Annotated in this window: 17 protein-coding genes and 1 riboswitch; of the genes, 1 reads left to right on the top strand and 16 read right to left on the bottom strand. The window is 74.1% G+C overall.

The annotated features are described in order from the left end of the window. Positions 1-160: 160 nt before the first annotated feature. Positions 161-1,042, top strand: coding sequence for a hypothetical protein (locus tag FHX40_RS04105; RefSeq protein ID WP_142258377.1), 882 nt, complete (start codon positions 161-163; stop codon positions 1,040-1,042). Positions 1,043-1,132: 90 nt separating this feature from the next. On the opposite strand, the gene FHX40_RS04100 is transcribed toward FHX40_RS04105, so the two are convergent. The 16 genes from FHX40_RS04100 to FHX40_RS04030 form a co-directional block, all read right to left on the bottom strand. Continuing rightward, positions 1,133-2,803, bottom strand: coding sequence for a dipeptide ABC transporter ATP-binding protein (locus tag FHX40_RS04100; protein ID WP_142258376.1), 1,671 nt, complete (start codon positions 2,801-2,803; stop codon positions 1,133-1,135). A gap of 147 nt (positions 2,804-2,950) precedes the next feature. Further along, complete coding sequence (locus tag FHX40_RS04095; RefSeq protein WP_142258375.1) at positions 2,951-3,784, bottom strand: ABC transporter permease; 834 nt, start codon at positions 3,782-3,784, stop codon at positions 2,951-2,953. Next, positions 3,784-4,842, bottom strand: coding sequence for an ABC transporter permease (locus FHX40_RS04090; protein WP_229789073.1), 1,059 nt, complete (start codon positions 4,840-4,842; stop codon positions 3,784-3,786). The genes FHX40_RS04095 and FHX40_RS04090 overlap by 1 nt, the downstream gene beginning before the upstream one ends. A 57-nt stretch (positions 4,843-4,899) precedes the next feature. Continuing rightward, a complete protein-coding gene (locus FHX40_RS04085) occupies positions 4,900-6,525 on the bottom strand; it encodes an ABC transporter substrate-binding protein (protein WP_229789072.1) in 1,626 nt (541 codons plus the stop codon). Between the two features lie 8 nt (positions 6,526-6,533). Next, positions 6,534-7,703, bottom strand: a complete 1,170-nt coding sequence (locus tag FHX40_RS04080) for an MsnO8 family LLM class oxidoreductase (RefSeq protein WP_142258373.1) — start codon at positions 7,701-7,703, stop codon at positions 6,534-6,536. Beyond that, positions 7,700-8,887, bottom strand: coding sequence for an LLM class flavin-dependent oxidoreductase (locus FHX40_RS04075; protein ID WP_142258372.1), 1,188 nt, complete (start codon positions 8,885-8,887; stop codon positions 7,700-7,702). Before FHX40_RS04075 ends, FHX40_RS04080 begins: the two co-directional genes overlap by 4 nt. Further along, positions 8,884-10,233, bottom strand: coding sequence for an NtaA/DmoA family FMN-dependent monooxygenase (locus FHX40_RS04070; RefSeq protein ID WP_142258371.1), 1,350 nt, complete (start codon positions 10,231-10,233; stop codon positions 8,884-8,886). The genes FHX40_RS04075 and FHX40_RS04070 overlap by 4 nt, the downstream gene beginning before the upstream one ends. Before the next feature lie 102 nt (positions 10,234-10,335). Beyond that, positions 10,336-11,688 (bottom strand): lanthionine synthetase LanC family protein, encoded by a 1,353-nt coding sequence (locus FHX40_RS04065; protein ID WP_142258370.1) that lies wholly within the window; start codon positions 11,686-11,688, stop codon positions 10,336-10,338. Between the two features lie 139 nt (positions 11,689-11,827). Further along, complete coding sequence (locus FHX40_RS04060) at positions 11,828-13,000, bottom strand: YeiH family protein (RefSeq protein WP_142258369.1); 1,173 nt, start codon at positions 12,998-13,000, stop codon at positions 11,828-11,830. After that, on the bottom strand, positions 13,000-13,155 hold the full coding sequence (locus tag FHX40_RS24920; RefSeq protein WP_170198652.1) for a hypothetical protein: 156 nt from the start codon (positions 13,153-13,155) through the stop codon (positions 13,000-13,002). Before FHX40_RS24920 ends, FHX40_RS04060 begins: the two co-directional genes overlap by 1 nt. An 85-nt stretch (positions 13,156-13,240) precedes the next feature. Next, on the bottom strand, positions 13,241-14,362 hold the full coding sequence (locus FHX40_RS04055) for an LLM class flavin-dependent oxidoreductase (RefSeq protein ID WP_142258368.1): 1,122 nt from the start codon (positions 14,360-14,362) through the stop codon (positions 13,241-13,243). A 382-nt stretch (positions 14,363-14,744) separates the two neighbouring features. Beyond that, entirely contained in the window at positions 14,745-15,485 is a 741-nt protein-coding gene (locus FHX40_RS04050) for a GNAT family N-acetyltransferase (protein ID WP_142258367.1), read from the bottom strand. A gap of 234 nt (positions 15,486-15,719) precedes the next feature. Then, entirely contained in the window at positions 15,720-16,559 is an 840-nt protein-coding gene (locus tag FHX40_RS04045; protein ID WP_142258366.1) for a DUF1684 domain-containing protein, read from the bottom strand. 27 nt (positions 16,560-16,586) lie between these two features. After that, entirely contained in the window at positions 16,587-17,579 is a 993-nt protein-coding gene (locus FHX40_RS04040; RefSeq protein WP_142258365.1) for a hypothetical protein, read from the bottom strand. Then, complete coding sequence (locus tag FHX40_RS04035) at positions 17,579-18,265, bottom strand: glutathione S-transferase C-terminal domain-containing protein (RefSeq protein WP_142258364.1); 687 nt, start codon at positions 18,263-18,265, stop codon at positions 17,579-17,581. The genes FHX40_RS04040 and FHX40_RS04035 overlap by 1 nt, the downstream gene beginning before the upstream one ends. Positions 18,266-18,651: 386 nt before the next feature. Continuing rightward, a complete protein-coding gene (locus FHX40_RS04030; RefSeq protein WP_229789101.1) occupies positions 18,652-19,854 on the bottom strand; it encodes an aminotransferase class V-fold PLP-dependent enzyme in 1,203 nt (400 codons plus the stop codon). 180 nt (positions 19,855-20,034) lie between these two features. Then, positions 20,035-20,150, bottom strand: a riboswitch (SAM riboswitch). Positions 20,151-20,187: the final 37 nt, after the last annotated feature.

The following is a 20,187-nucleotide window of genomic DNA, read 5'->3' as shown; positions in this document are numbered from 1 at the left end:
CCCTGTCCGATGGCGGTGGCACGGCGCTCTGCCGTTTCGGACGACTGATACGACGGCCGGGCGCGCGGGCGGCTCCGGTACGCGTGCGGATTAGGTTGACAAGGGACCATACTTCGGGTTCGGCATCCTTGATCCCTTTGTCCGCACTCCGGAGTCCTCCGTGCGCTTCCGTCCTCTCTTAGGCGCAACGATCACCGCGGCCGCGCTCGCGTGCCTCTCCTCGGCCCCCGCCACCGCCTCGGTACGGCACAGCCCGAGCGACGGCGGCACGGACGTCGTCCACTACCAGTGCGAATCGGCCACCGACCGCCAGATCATCCGGGTACGCGTCGAGCTGACGATGCCCGTCGATCCCCGGCCCGGCGAGCAGCTTGTGATCGGCTGGAGGGGCACCTACGTCGACGGCACCCAGCTCACCGCACCGGCGAGCGGCCTCACCGACGCCGAGCTCTACGCCTACGCGTCGATCAGCGACATGCCCGGTTTCACCTCCGCGACCGGCGTCGCCCCGCTGGCGAACACGGACATCCGGGCGAACGAGCCGATCCCGCTGCCGGAGGGCACGGTCGAACTCAGATCGACCCCGAACTCCGCGGGCACCGCGACCGTGAGGCCGGCCGCGATCAACTTCGGGCCGAGGCCCACCGAACCGGTCATCCGGTGCGAGGTGCTCAATGCGGATTCGTTGCGCACCTACCGCCTGACGATCGGCGGCGGTACGGGCGACGCGACCTCGCCGTCCACCACACCGACCGCCTCGTCCCCGACGCCGACCCCCTCGGCCACGGGCGAGTCCGGGACCCCGACCCCCGGCGGCTCCGCCACCGAGACGGGCACGACCGACGACAGCACCGGCACGAGCAACGGCGACACCACGGGTACGAGCAACCGGGTGGTCCGCACCCCGGTCGGCTCGGTCGCGACCGGAGGCGGCGGCGAGGCCGGTCCGGACGCCCGGCTCATCGTGCTCGGCGGGCTGCTGCTGACCGCCGCGGGCACCGGCGGCCTGCTCTGGCGGCGGCTCCGGCCGCGCCGTACCTGACGCGCCGCGCCGCACGGCCGTACCCGAGACCGGGGATGTCCCCGGCGCCGGACCCGCGAACGGCGCCGGGGACGGCCTCGGGGACCCCGGTCAGCCGGCCACGGCCTGCGGCTCCCCCGCCTCCAGGCGCGGGATCGCGGCGACCAGGCCGACCGTGTAGGGGTGGCGGGGGCGGTGGAACACCTCGTCCACGTCGCCCTCCTCCACGACGCGGCCGTCCTTCATCACCAGCACCCGGTCGCTGAGGTGGTGGACCACGCCGAGGTCGTGCGAGATGAACAGCAGCGCGGTGCCCTCGGACGCCTGGATGTCCGCGAGCAGGTCGAGCACCTGCGCCTGGACCGACACATCCAGCGCGGAGACCGGCTCGTCGCAGACGAGCACGTCCGGCCGGGGGCCGAGGGCGCGGGCGATCGCGACCCGCTGGCGCTGCCCGCCGGACAGCTCGCGGGGCCGCCGCCCGGCCGTCTCCGCGGGCAGGCCCACCCGTTCCAGCAGCTCGGCCACCCGGGCCCGGCGCTCGGCCGCGGGCAGGTCGCGCAGCGGCTCGGCGATGATGCGGCCCACCGTGTACCGCGGGTCGAACGAGTCGAGCGGGTTCTGCGAGATGAGCTGGATGCGCGAGCGCAGCGGGCGGCGTTCCCGCTCGCGCACGCCGCTCCACGCCCGGCCGTGCAGCCGTACCTCGCCGCGGACCGGCTCGTGCAGGCCGAGCACGATCCGGGCGACCGTGGTCTTGCCCGACCCGGACTCGCCGACCAGGCCCAGGGTCTCGCCCTTGTGCAGGCGGAACGACACGTCCTCGACCACGGTGCGCGAGCCGTACCCGGCGACCAGGCCGGTCGCCTCCAGCACGGTGACCGAGCGGTCGACGGTACGCGGCGGGGCGGGCGGGCGCTCCGGCTCCGGGCTCGACAGCCGGGTGCCGCGGCTCGCCGCGGACGGCACGGCCGCGAGCAGCAGCCGCGTGTACGGGTGCGCAGGAGCGGACAGCACGCGGCGGGCGGGCCCCTCCTCGACCACGACCCCGTCCCGCATCACCAGGATGCGGTCGGCGACCGAGGCGACCACGGCGAGGTCGTGGCTGATCAGCAGCAGCGCGGCCCCGGCGGCCTTGCGCTCGCCGAGCAGCCGCAGCACCTGCGCCTGCACGGTGACGTCGAGCGCGGTGGTCGGCTCGTCCGCGATGATCAGCCGCGGGTCGGCGGCGATCGCCGAGGCGATCAGCGCGCGCTGCCGCAGCCCGCCGGAGAGCTGGAACGGCCGCTGCCGGGCGCGCAGCCGCGGCTCGGGCACGCCCACGGCGGCGAGCAGCTCCTCGGCCCGGGCGGCGCGGTCCCGCCGCGGCACCACGTCGTGTACGGCGAGCACCTCGGCGATCTCGGCGCCCACGGTGCGCAGCGGGTCGAGCGAGACGAGCGCGTCCTGCACCACGAGCCCGGCGAAGCGGCCGCGGACCGCCCGCCAGTCCCGGTCGGTGAAGCGCAGCGCGTCCCGGCCGTCGACGGTGAAACCGTCCGCGCTCACCCGCGCGCCGGGCCCGGCGAGGCCGAGCAGCGACCGCGCGGTCACGCTCTTGCCCGACCCGGACTCGCCGACGATCGCGACGCACTCGCCGGGGTGGATGGTGAGCGACACGCCGCGCACCGCGTCGACCCCGGCCTTGGGGAAGCTCACGCGCAGGTTCGTCACGGCCACCAGCGGGGTGGCGCCGCCGGGTCCGGCCGGGCGCGCGGCCGCGGTGGCGGTCGTCTCGGTCATACCGGCCCTCCCTGCCACGCGATGCGGGACGACCGCGTCGGCCGCGCGGCGGGTGCCGGGTGCACGCGAGGGGTGAGAGGGGTCACTGTCGCTCCTTTCCCGGGGGTGACCAGGCGGCGGTACGGCCAGGCCGGAGGCAGGGCGCGGTCATGTGTCCCGGCCCTCGAAGCGGTAGCGCAGCACCCGCCCGGCCGCGGTGAGGCTCACCACGGTGACCGCGACCGCCGCGGCCGGGAACAGCGCCTGCCACCAGGCCACCCGCATGTAGTTGCGGGCCTCGGAGAGCATCGCCCCCCACTCGGGCGCGGGCGGCTGCGGGCCCATGCCGAGGAAGCTGAGCGCGGAGGCCGCGATGATCGACTGCGCGAGCACGATCGTGGCGAGCACGAGCACCGGGCCGAGCACGTTCGGCAGCACGTGCCGCACGACCAGCGCCGGGCCGGGCAGGCCGAAGGTGACCGCCTGCTCGACGTATCCGGCCCGCCGTACCACGAAGGTCTGGGCGCGGACCACGCGGGCGAGGTTGGGGATCTGGGCGATGCCGATCGCGAAGATCACGTTGGCGGTGCCGGGGCCGGTGATCGCGATGACGAGCAGGGCGAGCAGCAGCTCGGGGAAGGTGGCGAGCACGTCGAACGAGCGGGCGAGCACCTCGTCGAGCCACTTGGGCGCGAGCCCGGCGGCGAGCCCGAGCAGCACGCCCGCGGCGGCGGCGAGCCCGGTGGCCGCGACGCCGATGCTGAGCGAGTGCCGGGCGCCGTGCACCACCCGGGAGAACACGTCCCGGCCGAGGTGGTCGGTGCCGAACCAGTGCGCGGCGCTCGGCCCCTCGAGCGCGTGCAGCGGGTCCGCGGCGAGCGGGTCGGTCCCGGTGAGCAGGCCGGGCGCGACCACGGCCACCGCGATGACGGCGAGCACCGCCCCCGGCAGCGCGAGCCGGTACGCGTACGGGCGGGCCGGGCGCAGGGCCACCTGGGCCATCACGAGCTCCTCAGGCGCGGGTCGATGACTCGGTAGAGCAGGTCGAGCACGGTGCTCACGGTGACGAACACGACCGCCGACAGGATCACCACGGCCATCACCACCGGCATGTCGCCGCCGGTGACCGCCTGCAGCACCACCCGCCCGACGCCGGGACGGCCGAACACCGCCTCGGTGATGATCGCCTGGGTGAGCAGCTGGGCGACGAACCAGCCGACGAGCGTGGCGCCCGGCAGCATCGCGTGCCGCAGCGCGTGCCGGGCCACCAGGGCGCGTTCGGTGAGGCCGCGGGCCCGGGCGGTGGTGGCGAACGGCTGCTCGAGCGCCTTCTCCAGGCCCTCGCGCAGCACCTGGCCGAGCACGCCCGCCGCGGGCAGCGCGAGGGTGAGCGCGGGCAGCACCAGTGACTTCCACCCTTCGTCGCCGGAGACCGGGAACCAGCCGAGGCTGAAGGAGAAGACCGACAGCAGCACGATGCCGATGACGAACGTCGGCACCGACACCGCGAGCAGCTCCACCCCGGAGACCGCCCGGCGCGCCCACGGCCCCCGCCCGGCCGTGACCAGCGCGATCAGTACGGCGAGCACGATCGCGGTGGCCGCGGCGGCGACGGCGAGCCGGGCGCTCGGCCCGATCTGCTCGGCGAGGATGTCGCCGACGCCGCGCTGCAGCTGGTAGGAGCGGCCGAGGTCGCCCTGGAGCAGCCGGCCCAGGTAGGAGAGGTACTGCACGATCTCCGGCCGGTCGAGGCCCCACTCGCGGATGATCCCGGCGCGGATCTCCGGGGTGTCCGGGCCGTCGCCGATGAGGATGTCGACGGTGTCCCCGGGCGCGGCGAGCAGCGCGAGGTAGGCGGTGGTGGCCGCCGCCCAGATCACCACGATGCCGGAGCCGATCCGGCGGGCCATCGCGCGCAGCAGCCCGCGGCCGGCGGTCCGGGCGGAGGGCCGCCCGCTCGTCTCTGGGAGCGGTGGGGCCGGACGAGCGGGCGGAGTCCGCCCGGCGGCCACCGGGGTGCCGCCGGTGGCCGCCGATCCGCCTGCGGAGGTGGCGCTCACCGCGCGCCTCCGGAGGTTGGCACTGTCGTCACTCCTTGCGTCGTCATGCGGCGGGGCTCAGGTGCCGATCCGCACCTCGTAGGCGCTCTTCGGGGTGCCGGAGCCGGGGTCGAAGCCGAGCCCGTGCACGCCGGAGCGGGCGGCGATCTGGTCGGCCGGGACGTAGATCGGGAACACGATGGCGTGCTCGCTCACCACGGCCCGCTGCACCTTGGTGTAGAGCTCCTTGCGCCTGGCCTGGTCGGAGGTGGCCGAGGCCTCGGCGAGCCACTTGTCGATCTCGGGGTCGGTGAACCGGGTGCGGTTGATCGGCGCGTTCTTCGGCAGGATGAGGTTGAGCGCCGCGCCCGCGTCGGAGTCGCCGCGCGAGTTCTCGAAGATCTCGTACTCGTTCTCCTCGGCCGCCTGCTGCGCGGTGCCCTGGTCGACGATCTTGACCTGGAAGTCGATGCCGGCGTTCTGCTTCACCTGCGCCTGGATCGCCTGGGCGAGGATGTCGCGGCGGTCCCGGACGAACGGCGCCGAGGCCACGGTGCGCACGGTGAGCCGCCTGCCGTCCTTGGTGCGGTAGCCCTCCGCGTCCCGGCCGGTCCAGCCCGCCTCGTCGAGCAGCCGGTTCGCCTTGGCGATGTCGCCGCCGTACGTGCGCTCCAGGGAGGGGTCGTAGAACGGGCTCGCCTGGCCGATGATGCTCCACGCCCGGGTCGCGGTGCCCTGGTAGACCGACCGCAGCACCGCGTCGAGGTCGACGGCCTCGCGGAACGCCTCGCGTACCCGCTTGTCGTCGAACGGCGGCCGGGAGACGTTGAAGTAGTAGGAGAACGCGGTGCCGGAGTTGAGCGCGGTCTGCAGGGTGAGGCCCGGGTCCTTCTCGATGAGCCTCACCTCGGTGGCGGGCACGCCCTCGATCACGTCCACCTGGCCGGAGGTGAGCGCGCCCACCCGGACCGCGGCCTCGGGCAGGAACCGGTAGGTGATCTCCGACAGGTGCGCCGGGCCCTGGTGCGCGGCGCCCTGCGGCGCCCAGTTGTAGTCAGGGTTGCGCCGGTAGTGCACCTCCTGGCCCTGCACGTACCGGTCGAGGATGAACGGCCCGGTGCCGACCACGTCGGGCCCGCCGGCCTTGAGGTCCTTCGCCTCCTTCAGCGACTTCGGCGAGACCTGCCCGCCGAGCGGCGAGGCGAGGAAGTCGAGGAACAGCCCGTCCGGCTCCTTCAGCGTGATCTTGATCGTGTACGGCCCGGCCACCTCGGCCGACTTGAACCTGGCGAGCTGGATGGAGGCGACCGCCGGGTTGTAGCCGGGCTCGACGAGCTTGTCGAAGTTCGCCTTGACCGCGTTCGCGTCGAACTTCTCGCCGTCGTGGAAGGTGACGTCGTCGCGCAGCTCGAAGGTGTAGACGCGGCCGTCCTCGGAGACCTCCCACGACTTGGCGAGCCAGGGCACGAACTCGCCGTTCGCGTTGCGCGCGACGAGCGCGTCGAACTGGTTGAACACGAGCAGCCGCGCCTTGTTCTGGCCCCACAGGTGCGGGTTGAACGTGATCGGCTCGGTCTCGATCGCCCAGGTGAGCCGGTCGCCGCCGCCGGAGGACGACGCGGCCGAGCCGCCGCCCGGCGAGCCGCAGGCGCTCGCCGCGAGGGCGAGGGCGACCAGCAAGGGGAACAGGCGTCTGGTTCTCACGGGTCCTCTCATTCCGGCGAGCCGGGGATGCCCCAGGCCTTGGCGAGCAGTTCGTAGGAGCGCACCCGGTCGGCGTGCGCGTGGGTGATCGTGGTGACGATCAGCTCGTCGGCGCCGGTGACGCGGCGCAGCGTCTCCAGGCCCTCGGCCACCTCGTCGGGCGCGCCGACGAACCGGGTGTCGACGCGGTCGGCGACGAGCGCGGCGTCCTCGTCGGTCCACGGCAGCGCCGCGGCCTCCTCCGGGGTGAGGTACGGCTGGGCGCCGCGGCCGGTGCGGATGTCCCGCACCCACGGCCCGTACGGCGCGGCGAGCCGTTGCGCGGTCGCGGTGTCCTCGGCGACGAGCACGTCGGCCGAGACGATCACGTACGGCTCGGCGAGCACGTCGGACGGCCGGAACGCCTCGCGGTAGGCGGTCACCGCCTCCAGCACGTGCGACGGGGCGACGTGGTAGTTCGCCGCGAACGGCAGCCCGCGCTCCCCCGCGACCCTGGCGCTCTGGCCGCCGCTGCTGCCGAGGATCCACAGCTCGACGCCGGCGCCCTCGCCGGGCACGGCGTGCACCGGCGTGCCGTCGGGCAGGGTGCGCGTGCCGCGCAGGAAGCCGACGATCTCGTCGACCTGCTCGGCGAAGTCCGGCGGCTGCGCCCCGGGCTGGTGGAGCAGCTCGGCCTGGAGCACCAGGTGCGGGTGCTTGCCGAGCGCGGTGTAGTCGAACGGCGGCGGGATGAGCAGGCCGTCGACGACCCGGGCCTCGCGGGCCGGGGCGGCCTCGGCGGGGCCGTGGCCGTCCGGCTGGCCGCCGGGCTTGCCGCTGAGCAGCTCGGCCCGGCGCTGCCCGGAGCGGCCGATGCCGAGGTCGATGCGGCCGGGGTGGAGCGCGTCGATGATGCCGAACTGCTCGACCACGGTCGCGCTGGTCTGCTGGCCGATCTGCACCGCGCCCGAGCCGACCCGGATCCGGCTCGTCGCGGCCGCGATCAGCGCGATGAGCACGGCCGGGTTGGAGCTCGCCACGCCCGGGGCGAAGTGGTGCTCGGCGACCCAGTACCGGCGGTAGCCGAGCCGCTCGGCGTGCCGGGCGAGGTCGAGCGAGTTGCGCAGCGCGTCGGCCGGGGTGGCGCCGGCCGGCACGGGCGCGAGGTCGAGGATCGAGAGGGGGATGGGAGCGGTCATGGCAGCCTTCCGGGTGCGGTGGCGTAGCGGCTGGCGGGGCGGGGCAGGCCGAGCAGCCCGCGCAGGGTGGCCGACTCGTACGCGTGGCGGAACGCGCCCCGCCGCCGCAGCGCGGCGGTGAGGCCGCGGGCGATGCCCTTGAGGTCGGCGGGCACCGCGCCGGGGCGCAGCCGGAAGCCCTCGATTCCGGCCTCGCGCCAGTCGAGCAGCAGGTCGGCGAGCTCGTCGGCGGTGCCGGCCACGATCGCGGCGTCGGAGACGAGCTCGGCCCCGTCGAGCTCGTCGAGCCGGGCCTTGCGCTCGGCCGCGTCCGGGCCGACGAAGACGAGCAGGTCGGCGAAGATCTTCAGCGGCTCGCCGTCCCGGGGCACGGCGCGCACCCGCTCGACGATCCGGGCGGCGTCCTCGCGGTCCTGCGGGGTGACGAACACGATGTCCGCGGCGCGGGCGGGCAGCTCGTACGGCACCGCCGTACCGCCGTGGTCGAGCACGGCGACGATCGGCCGGCCCTGCGGCGGCCGGGGCGTGATCGCCGGGCCCTTCACCGAGAACCACCGGCCGGAGAAGTCGATGTAGTGGAGCTTGTCGCGGTCGATGAACCGCCCGGTGGCGACGTCGCGGATCTCCGCGTCGTCCTCCCAGCTGTCCCACAGCCGCCGGGCGACCTCGACCGCGTCGGCGGCCTCCTCGAACAGCTCGGCGAGCAGGGCCCGGTCGCGGAACTCCGGGTCGAGCCGGGGGATCGCGCGCCGCCCGAAGTGGGCGGCCTCCGAGGCGCGCGGCGAGACCTGCACCCGCCACCCGGCCCGGCCGCGGCTGACGTGGTCGAGGGTGGCGATGCCCATCGCGACGTGGAACGGTTCGGTGTGCGTGGTGGTCGCGGTCGGCACCAGCCCGATGTGCCGGGTGCGGGGCGCGAGCGACGCGGCGAGCAGCACCGCGTCGAGCCGCCCGCGCACCTGGTCGGTCCGGTCGTCGACGTCGTCGGGGAGCGTGGACTGCAGCCGGAACGCGTCCTCGATCGTGACGAAGTCGAGCAGCCCGCGCTCGGCCTCGCCGGCGAGCTTCGCCCAGTACCGGGCGGTGAACAGCTCGCGCGCGTGCGCGCCCGCCTCGCGCCAGGCCGCGGGGTGCCAGCCGGCGCCGTCGAGGGCGACCGCGAGGTGCAGGTGGCCGGTGGTCATGCCGCCTCCTTCCCGGCCGGTACGGCGATGCCGAGGTGGTCGCGGAGCGTGGTGCCGGTGTACTCGGCGCGGAAGGCGCCGAGCTCCTGCAGCAGCGGCACCACCCGGTCGACGAAGTCGTCGAGCCCGCCCGGGATGAGGTGCGGCACGAGGATGAAGCCGTCCGCGGCCCCGGCGGCGACGAACTCGGCCATGCTCTTGGCCACGGTCTGCGGCGAGCCGACGAACGACTGGCGGCCGGTCATCTCGATGACGAGCTCGCGGATGCTGAGCCCCTTCTCCCGGGCCACGGCACGCCACCGCTCGGCGACGGCGGCCCGGTCGTGGTGCCTCACCCGGCCCTCGGCGACCTCGGTGGACAGGTCCGGCTCGATGTCGGGCAGCGGCCCGTCGGGGTCGTAGCCGGACAGGTCCCGGCCCCAGATCTGCTCGAGGAACGCGATCGCGGTCTGCGGGCTCACCTGCTGCCTGCGGATCTCGGCGGCGAGCTCGGCGGCCTCGGCGTCGGTGTCGCCGATCACGAACGTGACGCCCGGCATGATCTTCAGCTCGTGGGGCCGCCGGCCGTACCGGGCGAGGCGGGACTTGACGTCGGCGTAGAACGCCTTGCCCTCGGCGAGGGTGCCGTGCCGGGTGAAGATGACGTCGGCGTTCGCCGCGGCGAACTCGCGGCCCTCGTCGGAGTCGCCCGCCTGGATGATCACCGGGTGGCCCTGCGGGCTGCGCGGCACGGTGAAGTGCCCGGCCACGGTGAACTGCGGGCCCTCGTGGCGGAACTCGCGGATCGCGCCGGGGCGGACGAACACGCCGCGCTCGGGGTCGGCGACGACCGCGTCGGGCTCCCAGGAGTCCCACAGCGTGCGCGACAGCCGGACGAACTCCTCGGCGCGGCGGTACCGGTCGGCCCGGTCGAGGAAGCCGCCGCGGCGGAAGTTCGCGCCGGTGAACGCGTCGTTGGTGGTGACGACGTTCCACGCGGCCCGGCCGCCGGACAGATGGTCGAGGGTGGCCAGCCGCCGGGCCAGCTCGTACGGCTCGTTGAAGGTCGTGTTGACCGTGGCGGCGAGGCCGAGCCGCTCGGTGACCGCGGAGAGCGCCGACAGCACGGTGAGCGACTCGGGCCGCCCGACCACGTCGAGGTCGTGGATGCGGCCCTTGTGCTCCCGCAGCCGCAGGCCCTCGGCGAGGAAGAAGAAGTCGAACTTCCCGCGCTCCGCGGTCCGGGCGAGGTGTTCGAAGGAGGAGAAGTCGATCTGGCTGCCCGCGCGGGGATCCGCCCACACGGTCGTGTTGTTCACCCCGGGAAAGTGCGCGGCCAGGTGGATCTGCCTGTGCGGCGGCGTCATGGTGTCCCCTTCCGGCAAAACCTATATAAAAAGTAGGGAAAGTAGGGAGCAGTGTCAACGGGGATACCAGGCCGCCTGCTTCGCGGGGACTCGCCGGGTCCGCTAGGTGTCCGCGCGGCGCAGCGCGGACGGGGGCACGGGGATGGCGGGGAACGGGTTGTCCGGCAGCAGGATCACCCGGCGGGCGAGGTCGGGCTGCCCGGCCGCGTCCAGGTGGAGCAGCGCCGCGCCGATGCCGGCCGCGCCCACCATGTAGCCGGTGTCCGCGGTCACCTCGCCCGGGCGCAGCCGCCGGTACGCCTGGTACCACCGGTAGCCGGTGCCGTCGTGGTCGGTGGCCCGGCCGATGAGGTTGGCGGCGAGCGTGCGGGCGTACTCCAGGTGCCCGGCCTCCCCGGTGACCGCCCACAGCCCGACGAACAGCTCGATCAGGCCCGCCGTACCGCAACACTGGCAGACCACGTTCCAGAAGCCCTCGGTCTGCCGGTACGGCACGCCGCTGCCGGTGATGCCGTTCGCCAGCCGCTCCAGCCACTCCAGGTCCGCCGGGTCGCCCGCCACCCGGTACAGCTCGTAGAACATCCGGGCCACGCCCGCCGAGCCGGAACAGAACCCGAGGTAGTACAGCCCGCGGCCCTGCGGCAAGTGGTGCGGGACCACGGCGCAGCGCTCGCTCACCGAGCTGACCGCGCGGACGAAGTCGGCGCCGCTGCGCGCGGCGGCGAGGAAGCGCCGGTCGTCGGTGAGGCCGTAGAGCCGGGCGAGCAGGAAGGCGGTGCCCGCGGTGCCGGAGAGGAAGCCCGGAGTGACCGCGTCGGGGGGCAGGTCGGCGGGGGCCTCGCCGCAGTTGCCGAAGCCGTGCCCGGGCACCGGGAGCCGGGCGACGCGCAGCCCGGCCTCGATCGCGAGGTCCTGGTAGGCGGGCACGCCGAAGTGCGCGGCGGCGCGCAGCAGGCCGAGGATGATGCCGCCGTCGCCGCGCTGCGAGGGCTCGAGGGTCCAGCCGACCCCGTCGCCGGTGCGCCGCGCCCGGCTCGCGATCGTCTCGGCGATCGCCGCGGCCTCGGCCTCGTACCGGCTCTCGCCGAGCGCCCAGCCCGCCTCGATCAGGGTGATCATCGTGCCGGTGAGGCCGTGGTAGAGGGTGAGGTCGGTCTGGCTCCGCCAGGTGGCGGCGAGCCGGTCCGCGCCCAGGCGGGCGTCCTCCAGGTAGGCCTCGTGCCCGGTCGCGGCCGCCAGCTCGAGGAAGAACAGCACGATGCCGGCGGCGCCGGAGTAGAGCGACAGCGGCTCCGGGCTCACCGCGGAGCGGCCACGACTATCGGGGTTCGCCCGCCAGTACCGGCCGTGTTCGTCGTCGACGGCGGCGGACCTGATCCAGCGACCGGCGAGGATCGCCGCGGTGAGCGGGGAGTCGGCGCGGGATCGCGACGGGCGAATCCGATCGAGGCTCATAGGCAAATTATCCCATACATCAGGTAGGTAATTAAGGTTACGCTGGACAGGGCATGAAGAACCGGGCCGGTGCGGTCTCGCGTCCTACCGCACCGGCCCTCGAACGGGTTCTCCGCCCGCCCCGCGGGTCACGTTCCGATCATGTCACCGAGAAGCCGCTGAACAGGAGCGAGGCGAGCAGCAGCGCCAGGGCGAGGTTCACCACCGTGGCGATGGCGAACACCCCGACCGGACGCCAGCCCGCCTCCCGCAGCGAGGCCACCCGGAACTCCAGGCCGATGCTGACGAAGGCGAGGATGAGGAACCAGTTCCTTAGGTCGTTGACGGTGCCGATGACCGGCTTGCCGGCGTCCGAGCCGACCGCGCCGAGGTACAGCGTGGCGATGATCGACGCGGCGATGAAGCCGAGCACGAACTTCGGGAACCGGTGCCACAGGTCCGCAAGGCCCGGACGGCGGGCGTCGGCGCGGCGCTCCACCCGGAACGCGAAGTACGCGGTGAGCGCGACCGCGACCACGCCCATCAGCGCGTTCTGGGTGACCTTCACGATCGTGGCGACCGCGAGCGCGTCCTCGCCGACGATCGCACCGGCCGCGGTCACCGCCGCGGTGGTGTCGATGTTGCCGCCGATCCACGCGCCCGCCACCTCCGGGGTGAGCCCGAGCACTGAGGCGAGCCACGGCAGCAGGAAGATCGACGGCAGCGCGAACACGATCACCAGGCTCGCGCTGTAGGCGAGCTGCTCCCGCTTGGCCTGGACCGCGCCCGCCGCGGCGATCGCCGCGCTCACGCCGCAGATCGACACCGCCGAGGACAGCAGCGCGCGCAGCCGGGCGTCGAGCCCGAACCTCCCGCCGAGCCACCAGGTGAACAGGAACACCGCGCTGATCAGCACGATCGCCTGGATGATCGCCGGCCCGGCGGCCGTGACGATCACCGCGAGGTTGATCGAGGCGCCGAGCAGCACCAGGCCGGTCTTGATGAAGAACTCGGTACGGAACGCGCCGGACAGCCGGTCACGCAACCCGGTGGCCGTGAGCACGGCGTTGCCGAGGAGGCCGAGCGCGATCGCGTACACCGGGTACTCGATCGCGGCGGCCACCTCGCCGAACGCGGTGCCCTCGGTCCAGTCGGGGACGTTCTTGTCGAGCACCCGGGTGACCGCGGCGAGCGCGAGCACCACGAGCAGCCCGACGAGCGTGCCGACCGGCGTCTGCGCGGTACGGCCGGCCTCGGCCGGTGCCGCGGCCCCGCCCGCGGGGACGGTCTCCGCGGTCGCCGCCTGGGGGACCTTCGCGTCGTCGGCGCTCATCACGGCACCACCCCCACCGGGATCACGCCGGTGAGCACCAGCGCGAGCAGCACGAGGCCGATGATCGTGGCGGCCCAGTCCTCGTTGATCCTCAGCGCCCGGCCGCCGGGCGCCGCGGGCGGCTCGTCGCGGCGAAGCGCTTCGCTCTCGCTCATCTTCCACCTCTCAGGTGTGGGTCTGCCGTCCCCCGAACGCTTTCCAAACTCGCCGAACCTGGATTGGCGGTTTTATCCCGCTTCGTCACCCCTCGTTGAGCCGTACCGTGCCGGGCGCGGCGGCACTGAGCGGCACGTACGGCTCCGGGGGCGGCGCGGTGACCGGCCCGGGGAACGGCCGGCTCGGGATCTCCTTCCGCAGCACCGGGGCGATCTCGCTCTGGAACAGCTCGAGCGTCTCGCGGTGCTGGGCCGGGGTGAGCCCGTCGGCGTCGGCGTGCAGGTGCATCACCTCGTGGCCGAACCGCTCGTGGTACCGGTGGATCTTGTCGATGATCTGCTGCGGGCTCCCGACGAGGATCGAGCTGCGCTCGATCGCGTCCTCCAGGGTGGGGAACACCGGCTCCACCCCGACGCTGCGCAGCCGCGCCACCCGCGCCTCGTAGATCGGGCGGTACGTCGCGATCGCGTCCTGGGAGCGTTTGGCGGCGTAGTACCCGGCGCTGCCCGCGCCGACCAGGGCGTCCTTCGGGTCGTGCCCGTGGTGCGCCCAGCGTTCCCGGTAGTAATCGATCAGCTCGGCGTACGGCTCGATGGGGTTGGTGACGTTCGCGGAGAAGAGCGGATCCCCCCACCTCGCGGCGAGCTCCACCGAGGCCTTACTCGTCGCGCTGCCGTGCCAGACCCGGATCGGCCGCTGCAGCGGCCGGGGGAAGACCTCGGCCTCGTGCAGCGGCGGCCGGAACCGCCCGCTCCAGGTGACCTTCTCCTCCCGCCACAGCCGGCGGAACAGCTCGTACCCCTCGGCGTTGCGGTCCCACTGGTCCTCGGGGGTGACGTTGAACAGCCGCGCCTGCGCGACCCCGTTCCCCTTGCCGATGATCAGCTCCAGCCGGCCGTTCGACAGGTGGTCGAGCGTGGCGTAATCCTCGTACGCCCGCACCGGGTCGAGCAGGCTCAGCGTGGTCACCGCGGTGAACAGCCGGATCGTCGAGGTGCGCGCGGCGATGTGGCTCAGCACCACCGGCGGCGAGGAGGAGATGAACGGCCGCTCGTGCCGCTCCCCCACGCCGAACCCGTCGAAGCCGAGCTCCTCGGCGAGCACCGCGGTCTCCACGACCTCGCGGAACCGCTTTGTGGTGGACTTCAGCTCGCCGGTGATCGGATCGGGTCCGTGCGCGATGAGCGTGATCAACAAGAACTTCATGGCCGACTTCCGTTCCGGCGAACCAAACCTACCTAAAAAGTAGGAAAACCAGGTTTGGCTGTCAATGCCCTCTCGCCGAAGATCCGCGGCACCACCTCACGCCTGCGACATGGGCCTGAAGGACGTGCGCCTGAGCCGAGACCGCGGCCCCGGCGTCCGCGTCGCCGAATCCCCGACACGATGCACCGCGCCGCCGGCAGGGGCACGGGCACGACCTCGGCCCTCATCGTCAGGAGCGGGCGGAAGGAACGGGCCCGGTTCGCCGTGCGGCACCCTCTTCTCGACGGAGTGGAGCGGGTCCGGTACGGCGAGCCGCCCGGTTACGGCGTGCCGCAACCGCTGCCAACGGTCACGACGCGCTCCGTGCCGGGGTGTGGGTCGCTCACCCGACCGGGACGTTCTCCGGAACCCGCACGCTGCCGAACATGACCTCGCGGCGCAGCCGGAACCCCAGGGACTCGTACAGCCGGATGGCGTTGGTGTTGTCGGCGGCGGCGTGCAGGAACGGGGTCTCGCCACGGGCCCGGATGCCCGCGGCGACCGCGCGCACGAGCCGGGTGGCGAGCCCCTGGCGGCGGAACTCCGGGTCGGTGCAGACCGCGCTGATCTCGGTCCAGCCCGGCGGGTGCAGCCGCTCCCCGGCCATCGCGACGAGCCGGCCGTTCCGGCGGATGCCCAGGTAGACGCCCATCTCGATGGTGCGCGGCCGGAACGGCCCGGGCTGGGTGCGGGCGACGAGGTCAAGCATCTCGGGCACGTCGTCGGCCTTGAGCCGGACCGCCTCCGGGTCGGGCGCGGGCGCCACGCCGTCGCCGGCGAGCTGCACGCCCGGGATGAGCGCCACCACCTCCCAGCCGGGCGGCGGGTCGGTGAGCCCGGCCACCGTCACCACCGCGCCCGGACCGGCGAGCGCGGCGAGGTCGGCCCAGTCGGACGGGCGCGGGTCCGGCGGCAGGGCGAGGAACGGCGAGACGTCCTCCGGGTAGCGCACCACGTCGCCGCGCCGCTCGGCGAAGTGCGCGTGCGGGCCGGTGAGCGACGCCCATGCGGCGTGGTCGAGCACGTGCCGCCCGGCCGCCCGCCCGTTCCCGGCCGATCTGTTCACCTCTGTCCTTTCGGTCATCGCTCACCCTTCCGGTCTTGCGGTCGCCGGGCACAACCCGTCCACTGTCGCACCTCGCCACCGGCGAGGCCCGGGCTTCCGGCGCATCGGGCGCGCCACGCCCGCTCGCGGCGGGCGGAGCGCCCGCGGGCCTGCGGAGAGACGCGCAGGCCCGCGGGCAGGGCACCGTCGCCCGCCCGGGAGGTGGCCGATCGGGCGGGCGGCGGTCCCGGTCGCGTGAGGCGGTCCGCGTGGTCAGCCGTGCCTGCGGGGATCCTTCTCCCCCGCCTCGATCGCGACCGGGAGCCTGTTCTCGGGCGGCGGCAGCGGGCAGGTGGCGAACTTCGTGTACGCGCAGGGCAGGTTCACCGCCCGGTTGAAGTCGAGGACGACGGTGCCGTCGGCGGCGGGCGGGTCGATGGCGAGCGAGCGGTTCGCCGGGTACGTGGTGACGCCCGAGGTCGCGTCGGTGAACAGCGCCAGCAGGGCGCCCGGCGTGCGGCCGTTGAACACGGTGAGGCTCAGCGCCTGGCCGTCGAGCTCGAACTCCACCCGCGCGGGCGCGTCGTACACGTGCTGCAGCCCCTCCACCACCGCGCCGACGGTGGTCGGCCGGGGCGCGTCGAACGGCACGTAGCGGCCGGTGACCACCCAGCGCGGGTCCGGCGGGAAGGCCGGCGTGCCGGTGTAGCCGGTGCGCACCGGGTTGTCCGGGTGGCGGGGCCGCACGATGTCGTTCCCGCCGCGCCGGGCGACCTCGATCACCGCGTCGCCCCACCGCGCCTTGATCTCGCCGCGCTCGGGGATCACCCCGAACACGTACCGCCCGCCCACCGTCTCGCCGTCGACGACGAGCTCCTCGCCGGGGGCGAGGGTGACGACCACGCCGTCCGGGCCGGTCGACCACTCCCCCGGCGCGTCGGGCAGCCGCTGCGGCTCCTCGGTGAGCCAGTGCAGCCCGGTGATGGCGAGGAAGCCGTGCCGGTCGGCCCGGGCGGCCTCGTGCCGCCGGTGCCACTCCTCCCAGTCGCGGACGAACGCCTCAAGGTCGGCCGTCCCTGCGGGGGACGGAGTGCCGGTGGCGCGCGGTGCCATGTCTGCTCCTTCGCGGGAAGGCGGTTTCTATACTATTCCTACCTGATATATCGGACTAGTCTCCGGAAGCGCGACCGGCGACGGGGCGTCGATGAGGGTCTTCGCCCGTACCTGCCCCGGTACACCCGGGCTGCCCGCCCGCCACATCCCGGCCACGCGGTCCGCGGTGACCCAGGCGTCGGCGCCGAGGAACGTGACGATCCCCGCCCGGGCGAGCGCGAGCAGCTCGCGCTGCCGGTCCGGGGACGGCCCGCCGGTGACGAAGCCGTACAGGTCGAGGTAGGCGGGGTCGATCCCGCCGGCCGTGCCGGCGAGCGCGTCGAGCACCCGGCGCATCGCGTGCACGAGCGCGAGGTCCGCGCTGTACGCCGGGTTCGTCCGCCGGTCGATGTCCGCGACGAGGTAGCCGCGCATCCAGCGCTGCAGGCCGTCGGAGTCGCCGAACCGGATCCCGTGCAGCGGCCGGTCGAGCCGGTCGAGGTTGAGCCGGTCGGCGTGCCCGGGTACGGCCCGGCGGATGAGCGCCCGCATCGCCTTGCCGTCCCACGGCTCGGCCGCGTACGCCGCGGCGAACTCGTCCCACCGCATGCGCACCCGCTCCGGGTGCCGCCGGAACAGCTCGTGGTAGTACGCGTAGGCGAGCTCCTTGGCGATGTGCGGCCACACGTCCCGCCGGTAGTCGAGCGGCCCGTCCGGCAGGTCGCCCAGGAATCCGCCGTACGGCGGCGGCTCCTCGAGCGGGTAGCCGATCCGGGTGCGGTACGGCACGCCGCGCCGGGAGCCGACGAACAGCAGCGGCTCGTCGCCGCTCGCCGCGTACACCGGCTGCCCGTCGACGCCCGGCCGGAAGCCGCCCCCGCGCCCCACGGTGAGCGGCTCCAGCAGGTCCAGGAACGCGGGCCCGGCCCCGCGCACGATCACCGGCTCGCCCGCGGGCACCCGGTCGAGCACGAGCCCGTCGACGTGCCCGGCCGACAGGTAGACCAGGCCGTGCTCGTACGCGAATCCGGCGGGCTCCATCACGGGCGCTCTCGCCCGTGCGGCGACTCCCAGTCGGCGACGTACGGCTCGACGAGGATGCGCCAGGGCGCGTCGTGGAAGTAGGGCGGGGGCGGCGCCTCGGGCAGCCGGGCGATCGCCGGGAAGTCCGTGGTGTCCCGGAACGGCCGGTGCTGGTAGAGGTCCCGGGCGTACGCCCACAGCCGGGGGAAGTCGACGAGCCGCAGCTTGCTGATCCGGGCGAACGGGTTGTAGCCGCGGTCGTAACGCACCAGCAGCGTCCACAGCCGGATGTCCGGCTCGGTGATCCGCGGGCCGAGCAGGAACCGGGTGCGGGCGAGCCGCCCGTCGAACTCGTGGAACACGGCGGTGAGCCGCCGCCGCTCGGCGGTGTACTCCTCCTGCGTGGCCGCCGCGGCGACCCGGCGGATGGTGCCGGCGACGTACTCGTCGATCACGGCGTCGAGCTCGGCGATCTCCCGGTGCAGCCGGGCCGGGAACAGCCGGGAGACCGGCACGCCGCCGTGCAGGGCGAGCGCCCGGATCACCGCGACCCGGTGCGCCTCCGGGCCGTCCACCGGCGGGTACGGGTCGGGCAGGTCGGTGAGGGCGGCGCCGCCGGAGTGCGGCGGTTCCGGGAGTGACGGCGACGGGAAAGCGGTGTCGGATCTCGTGTCGGGCGCGATGTCGATGGTGATTTCGGGCATGGTGCTCCCTCGGTGAAATGCGGAAATTCCGGCAGGGTCAGCGAGCGAGGGAGCGGGGACACCGTGCGCTGAGCACGCGACACAGGTCGATGTGCAGCCGGGCGACGAGGAACGGGGAGACGGGTGCGCCCCTACGCCCGGTGGTGGGGAGGATCATGACCACCTCGCCTTCCGTGTGGCGTGCGAGCGCCTGACAAGCTAACCCATTTAAACAGTAGGAAATACCTGGATTCTTGTCAACGCCTGACGGAATTCGGTCAAGGCGATCCTCGTCACACCGCTCGCCGAATTCGCCCTGCTCGCCCCTTCATTATCTTTTGTCCAATTCCTCGATGGCATTTCCGGCCGCGCCCGCCGTACCGGAGCGCGGCCGGGCCGGGGCGGCGTCAGCGGCGCACGATGTCGTGGAGCGCCGCGACGAGCCGGTCGATGTGCTCCTCGGTGGTGCCGATGCCGATCGAGGCGCGGACCGCGGCGCCGGTCCCGTCCGCGCAGTCGCCCTCCTCGCCGAGCAGCGCGCGCACGAACGGGTGGGCGCAGAACCGGCCGTCGCGCACGCCGATGCCGTACTCGGTGCTGAGGATCTCGGCCACCTCGCGGGCGGGGTGCCCGGCCACGGTGAACGACACCACGCCGATGCGGGGGTGGTCCGGCCCCCACAGCGCCAGCTCCCGCACCCCCTCGGGCAGGCCGGCGCGCAGCCGGGCGGTGAGCCGCTCCTCGTGCCGCACGATCGGGGTCCAGCCGGTGGCGGTCAGCGCCTCGCACGCGGCGGCGAGCGCGATCGCGCCGAGCACGTTCGGCGTGCCCGCCTCGTGCCGCTGCTCGGGGTCGGTGCTCCACTCCACCTCGTCGGCGACGTTCCGGGTGGCCCCGCCGCCGCGCAGGTACGGCTCGGCCTGCGCGAGCCAGTCCGGCCGCCCGACCAGCGCGCCCGCGCCGAACGGCGCGTACAGCTTGTGGCCGGAGAACGCCACGTAGTCCAGGTCGAGCGCGGCCACCGCGAGCCGCCGGTGCGGGGCGTACTGCGCGGCGTCCACCGCGATCCGGGCGCCGCGCTCGTGCGCGACGTGCGCGAGCGCGGCGATCGGCCACAGCTCGCCGGTGACGTTCGAGGCGGCGGTGACCACGAGCAGCTTGGGGCCGTCGATCGCGGCCAGGGCCTCGTCGGCGGCGCGCACCGCCTCGCCCGGGGAGGCGGGCGGCGCGAGGCGCACCGCGCGCGGCCACGGCAGCAGCGAGGCGTGGTGCTCGCTGTCGAACACCACCACCGTGGTGCCCTCGGGCAGGCACCGGGCGAGCAGGTTCATCGCGTCGGTGGTGTTGCGGGTGAACACCACGGCGTCGCCGGGCCGCGCGCCCGCGAACGCCCGTACCGTGTGCCGGGCCCGCTCGTAGCGGGCGGTGGTGAGCCGGGAGGCGTACCCGGCGCCGCGGTGCACGCTGGAGTAGGCCGGCAGCGCCTCGGCGACGGCCGCGCGCACCGGCTCCAGACACGGCGCGCTCGCGGCGTAGTCGAGGTTCGCGTACGGCACCTGCCGCCCGTCGGCGAGCGGGACGAGCAGGTCGGATCCGACCACGGCGGGCAGCGGACACTCGGCGGCGCCGGTCGAGGCGTCGGCCGGAACGCCGGCCGGCGTAGCGGCCGGCGCAGCCGCGGCGACCGCATCGGTGGCGGCGTCGACGGTGGCAGCGGTGTTGGCAGCGTCGAGAATGGTCAGAATGGACACGTCACACCCCCAGGGGCCATCGGCCCCCGTCGTTCGGGGGGCCCGCGCTTGCCCGACGCACCTCGCGCCGGGCCAGGTCTTCACCCGGGGCACCCCGCCGCAGGACGGAGGGTTGCCGGCCAGCAAGCCGGGGCTTAGCGCTGGCTCTCGTGACCTCGTTCGGAACTATAACCCGATCAATCCCGACTCGCG

The sequence above is a fragment of the Thermopolyspora flexuosa genome (assembly GCF_006716785.1).
GTDB classification, from domain to species: Bacteria; Actinomycetota; Actinomycetes; order Streptosporangiales; family Streptosporangiaceae; genus Thermopolyspora; species Thermopolyspora flexuosa.
Note: the sequence above shows the minus strand (reverse complement) of the source record. Positions and strands in the feature narration are given on the sequence as shown.

Excerpts from the sequence above, each read along its gene's own strand:
- FHX40_RS04100 (WP_142258376.1), bottom strand. The coding sequence starts at position 2,803 with ATGACCGAGACGACCGCCACCGCGGCCGCGCGCCCGGCCGGACCCGGC.
- FHX40_RS04095 (WP_142258375.1), bottom strand. The coding sequence starts at position 3,784 with ATGGCCCAGGTGGCCCTGCGCCCGGCCCGCCCGTACGCGTACCGGCTC.
- FHX40_RS04080 (WP_142258373.1), bottom strand. The coding sequence starts at position 7,703 with ATGACCGCTCCCATCCCCCTCTCGATCCTCGACCTCGCGCCCGTGCCG.
- FHX40_RS04075 (WP_142258372.1), bottom strand. The coding sequence starts at position 8,887 with ATGACCACCGGCCACCTGCACCTCGCGGTCGCCCTCGACGGCGCCGGC.
- FHX40_RS04070 (WP_142258371.1), bottom strand. The coding sequence starts at position 10,233 with ATGACGCCGCCGCACAGGCAGATCCACCTGGCCGCGCACTTTCCCGGG.
- FHX40_RS04065 (WP_142258370.1), bottom strand. The coding sequence starts at position 11,688 with ATGAGCCTCGATCGGATTCGCCCGTCGCGATCCCGCGCCGACTCCCCG.
- FHX40_RS04060 (WP_142258369.1), bottom strand. The coding sequence starts at position 13,000 with ATGAGCGCCGACGACGCGAAGGTCCCCCAGGCGGCGACCGCGGAGACC.
- FHX40_RS24920 (WP_170198652.1), bottom strand. The coding sequence starts at position 13,155 with ATGAGCGAGAGCGAAGCGCTTCGCCGCGACGAGCCGCCCGCGGCGCCC.
- FHX40_RS04055 (WP_142258368.1), bottom strand. The coding sequence starts at position 14,362 with ATGAAGTTCTTGTTGATCACGCTCATCGCGCACGGACCCGATCCGATC.
- FHX40_RS04050 (WP_142258367.1), bottom strand. The coding sequence starts at position 15,485 with ATGACCGAAAGGACAGAGGTGAACAGATCGGCCGGGAACGGGCGGGCG.
- FHX40_RS04045 (WP_142258366.1), bottom strand. The coding sequence starts at position 16,559 with ATGGCACCGCGCGCCACCGGCACTCCGTCCCCCGCAGGGACGGCCGAC.
- FHX40_RS04040 (WP_142258365.1), bottom strand. The coding sequence starts at position 17,579 with ATGGAGCCCGCCGGATTCGCGTACGAGCACGGCCTGGTCTACCTGTCG.
- FHX40_RS04035 (WP_142258364.1), bottom strand. The coding sequence starts at position 18,265 with ATGCCCGAAATCACCATCGACATCGCGCCCGACACGAGATCCGACACC.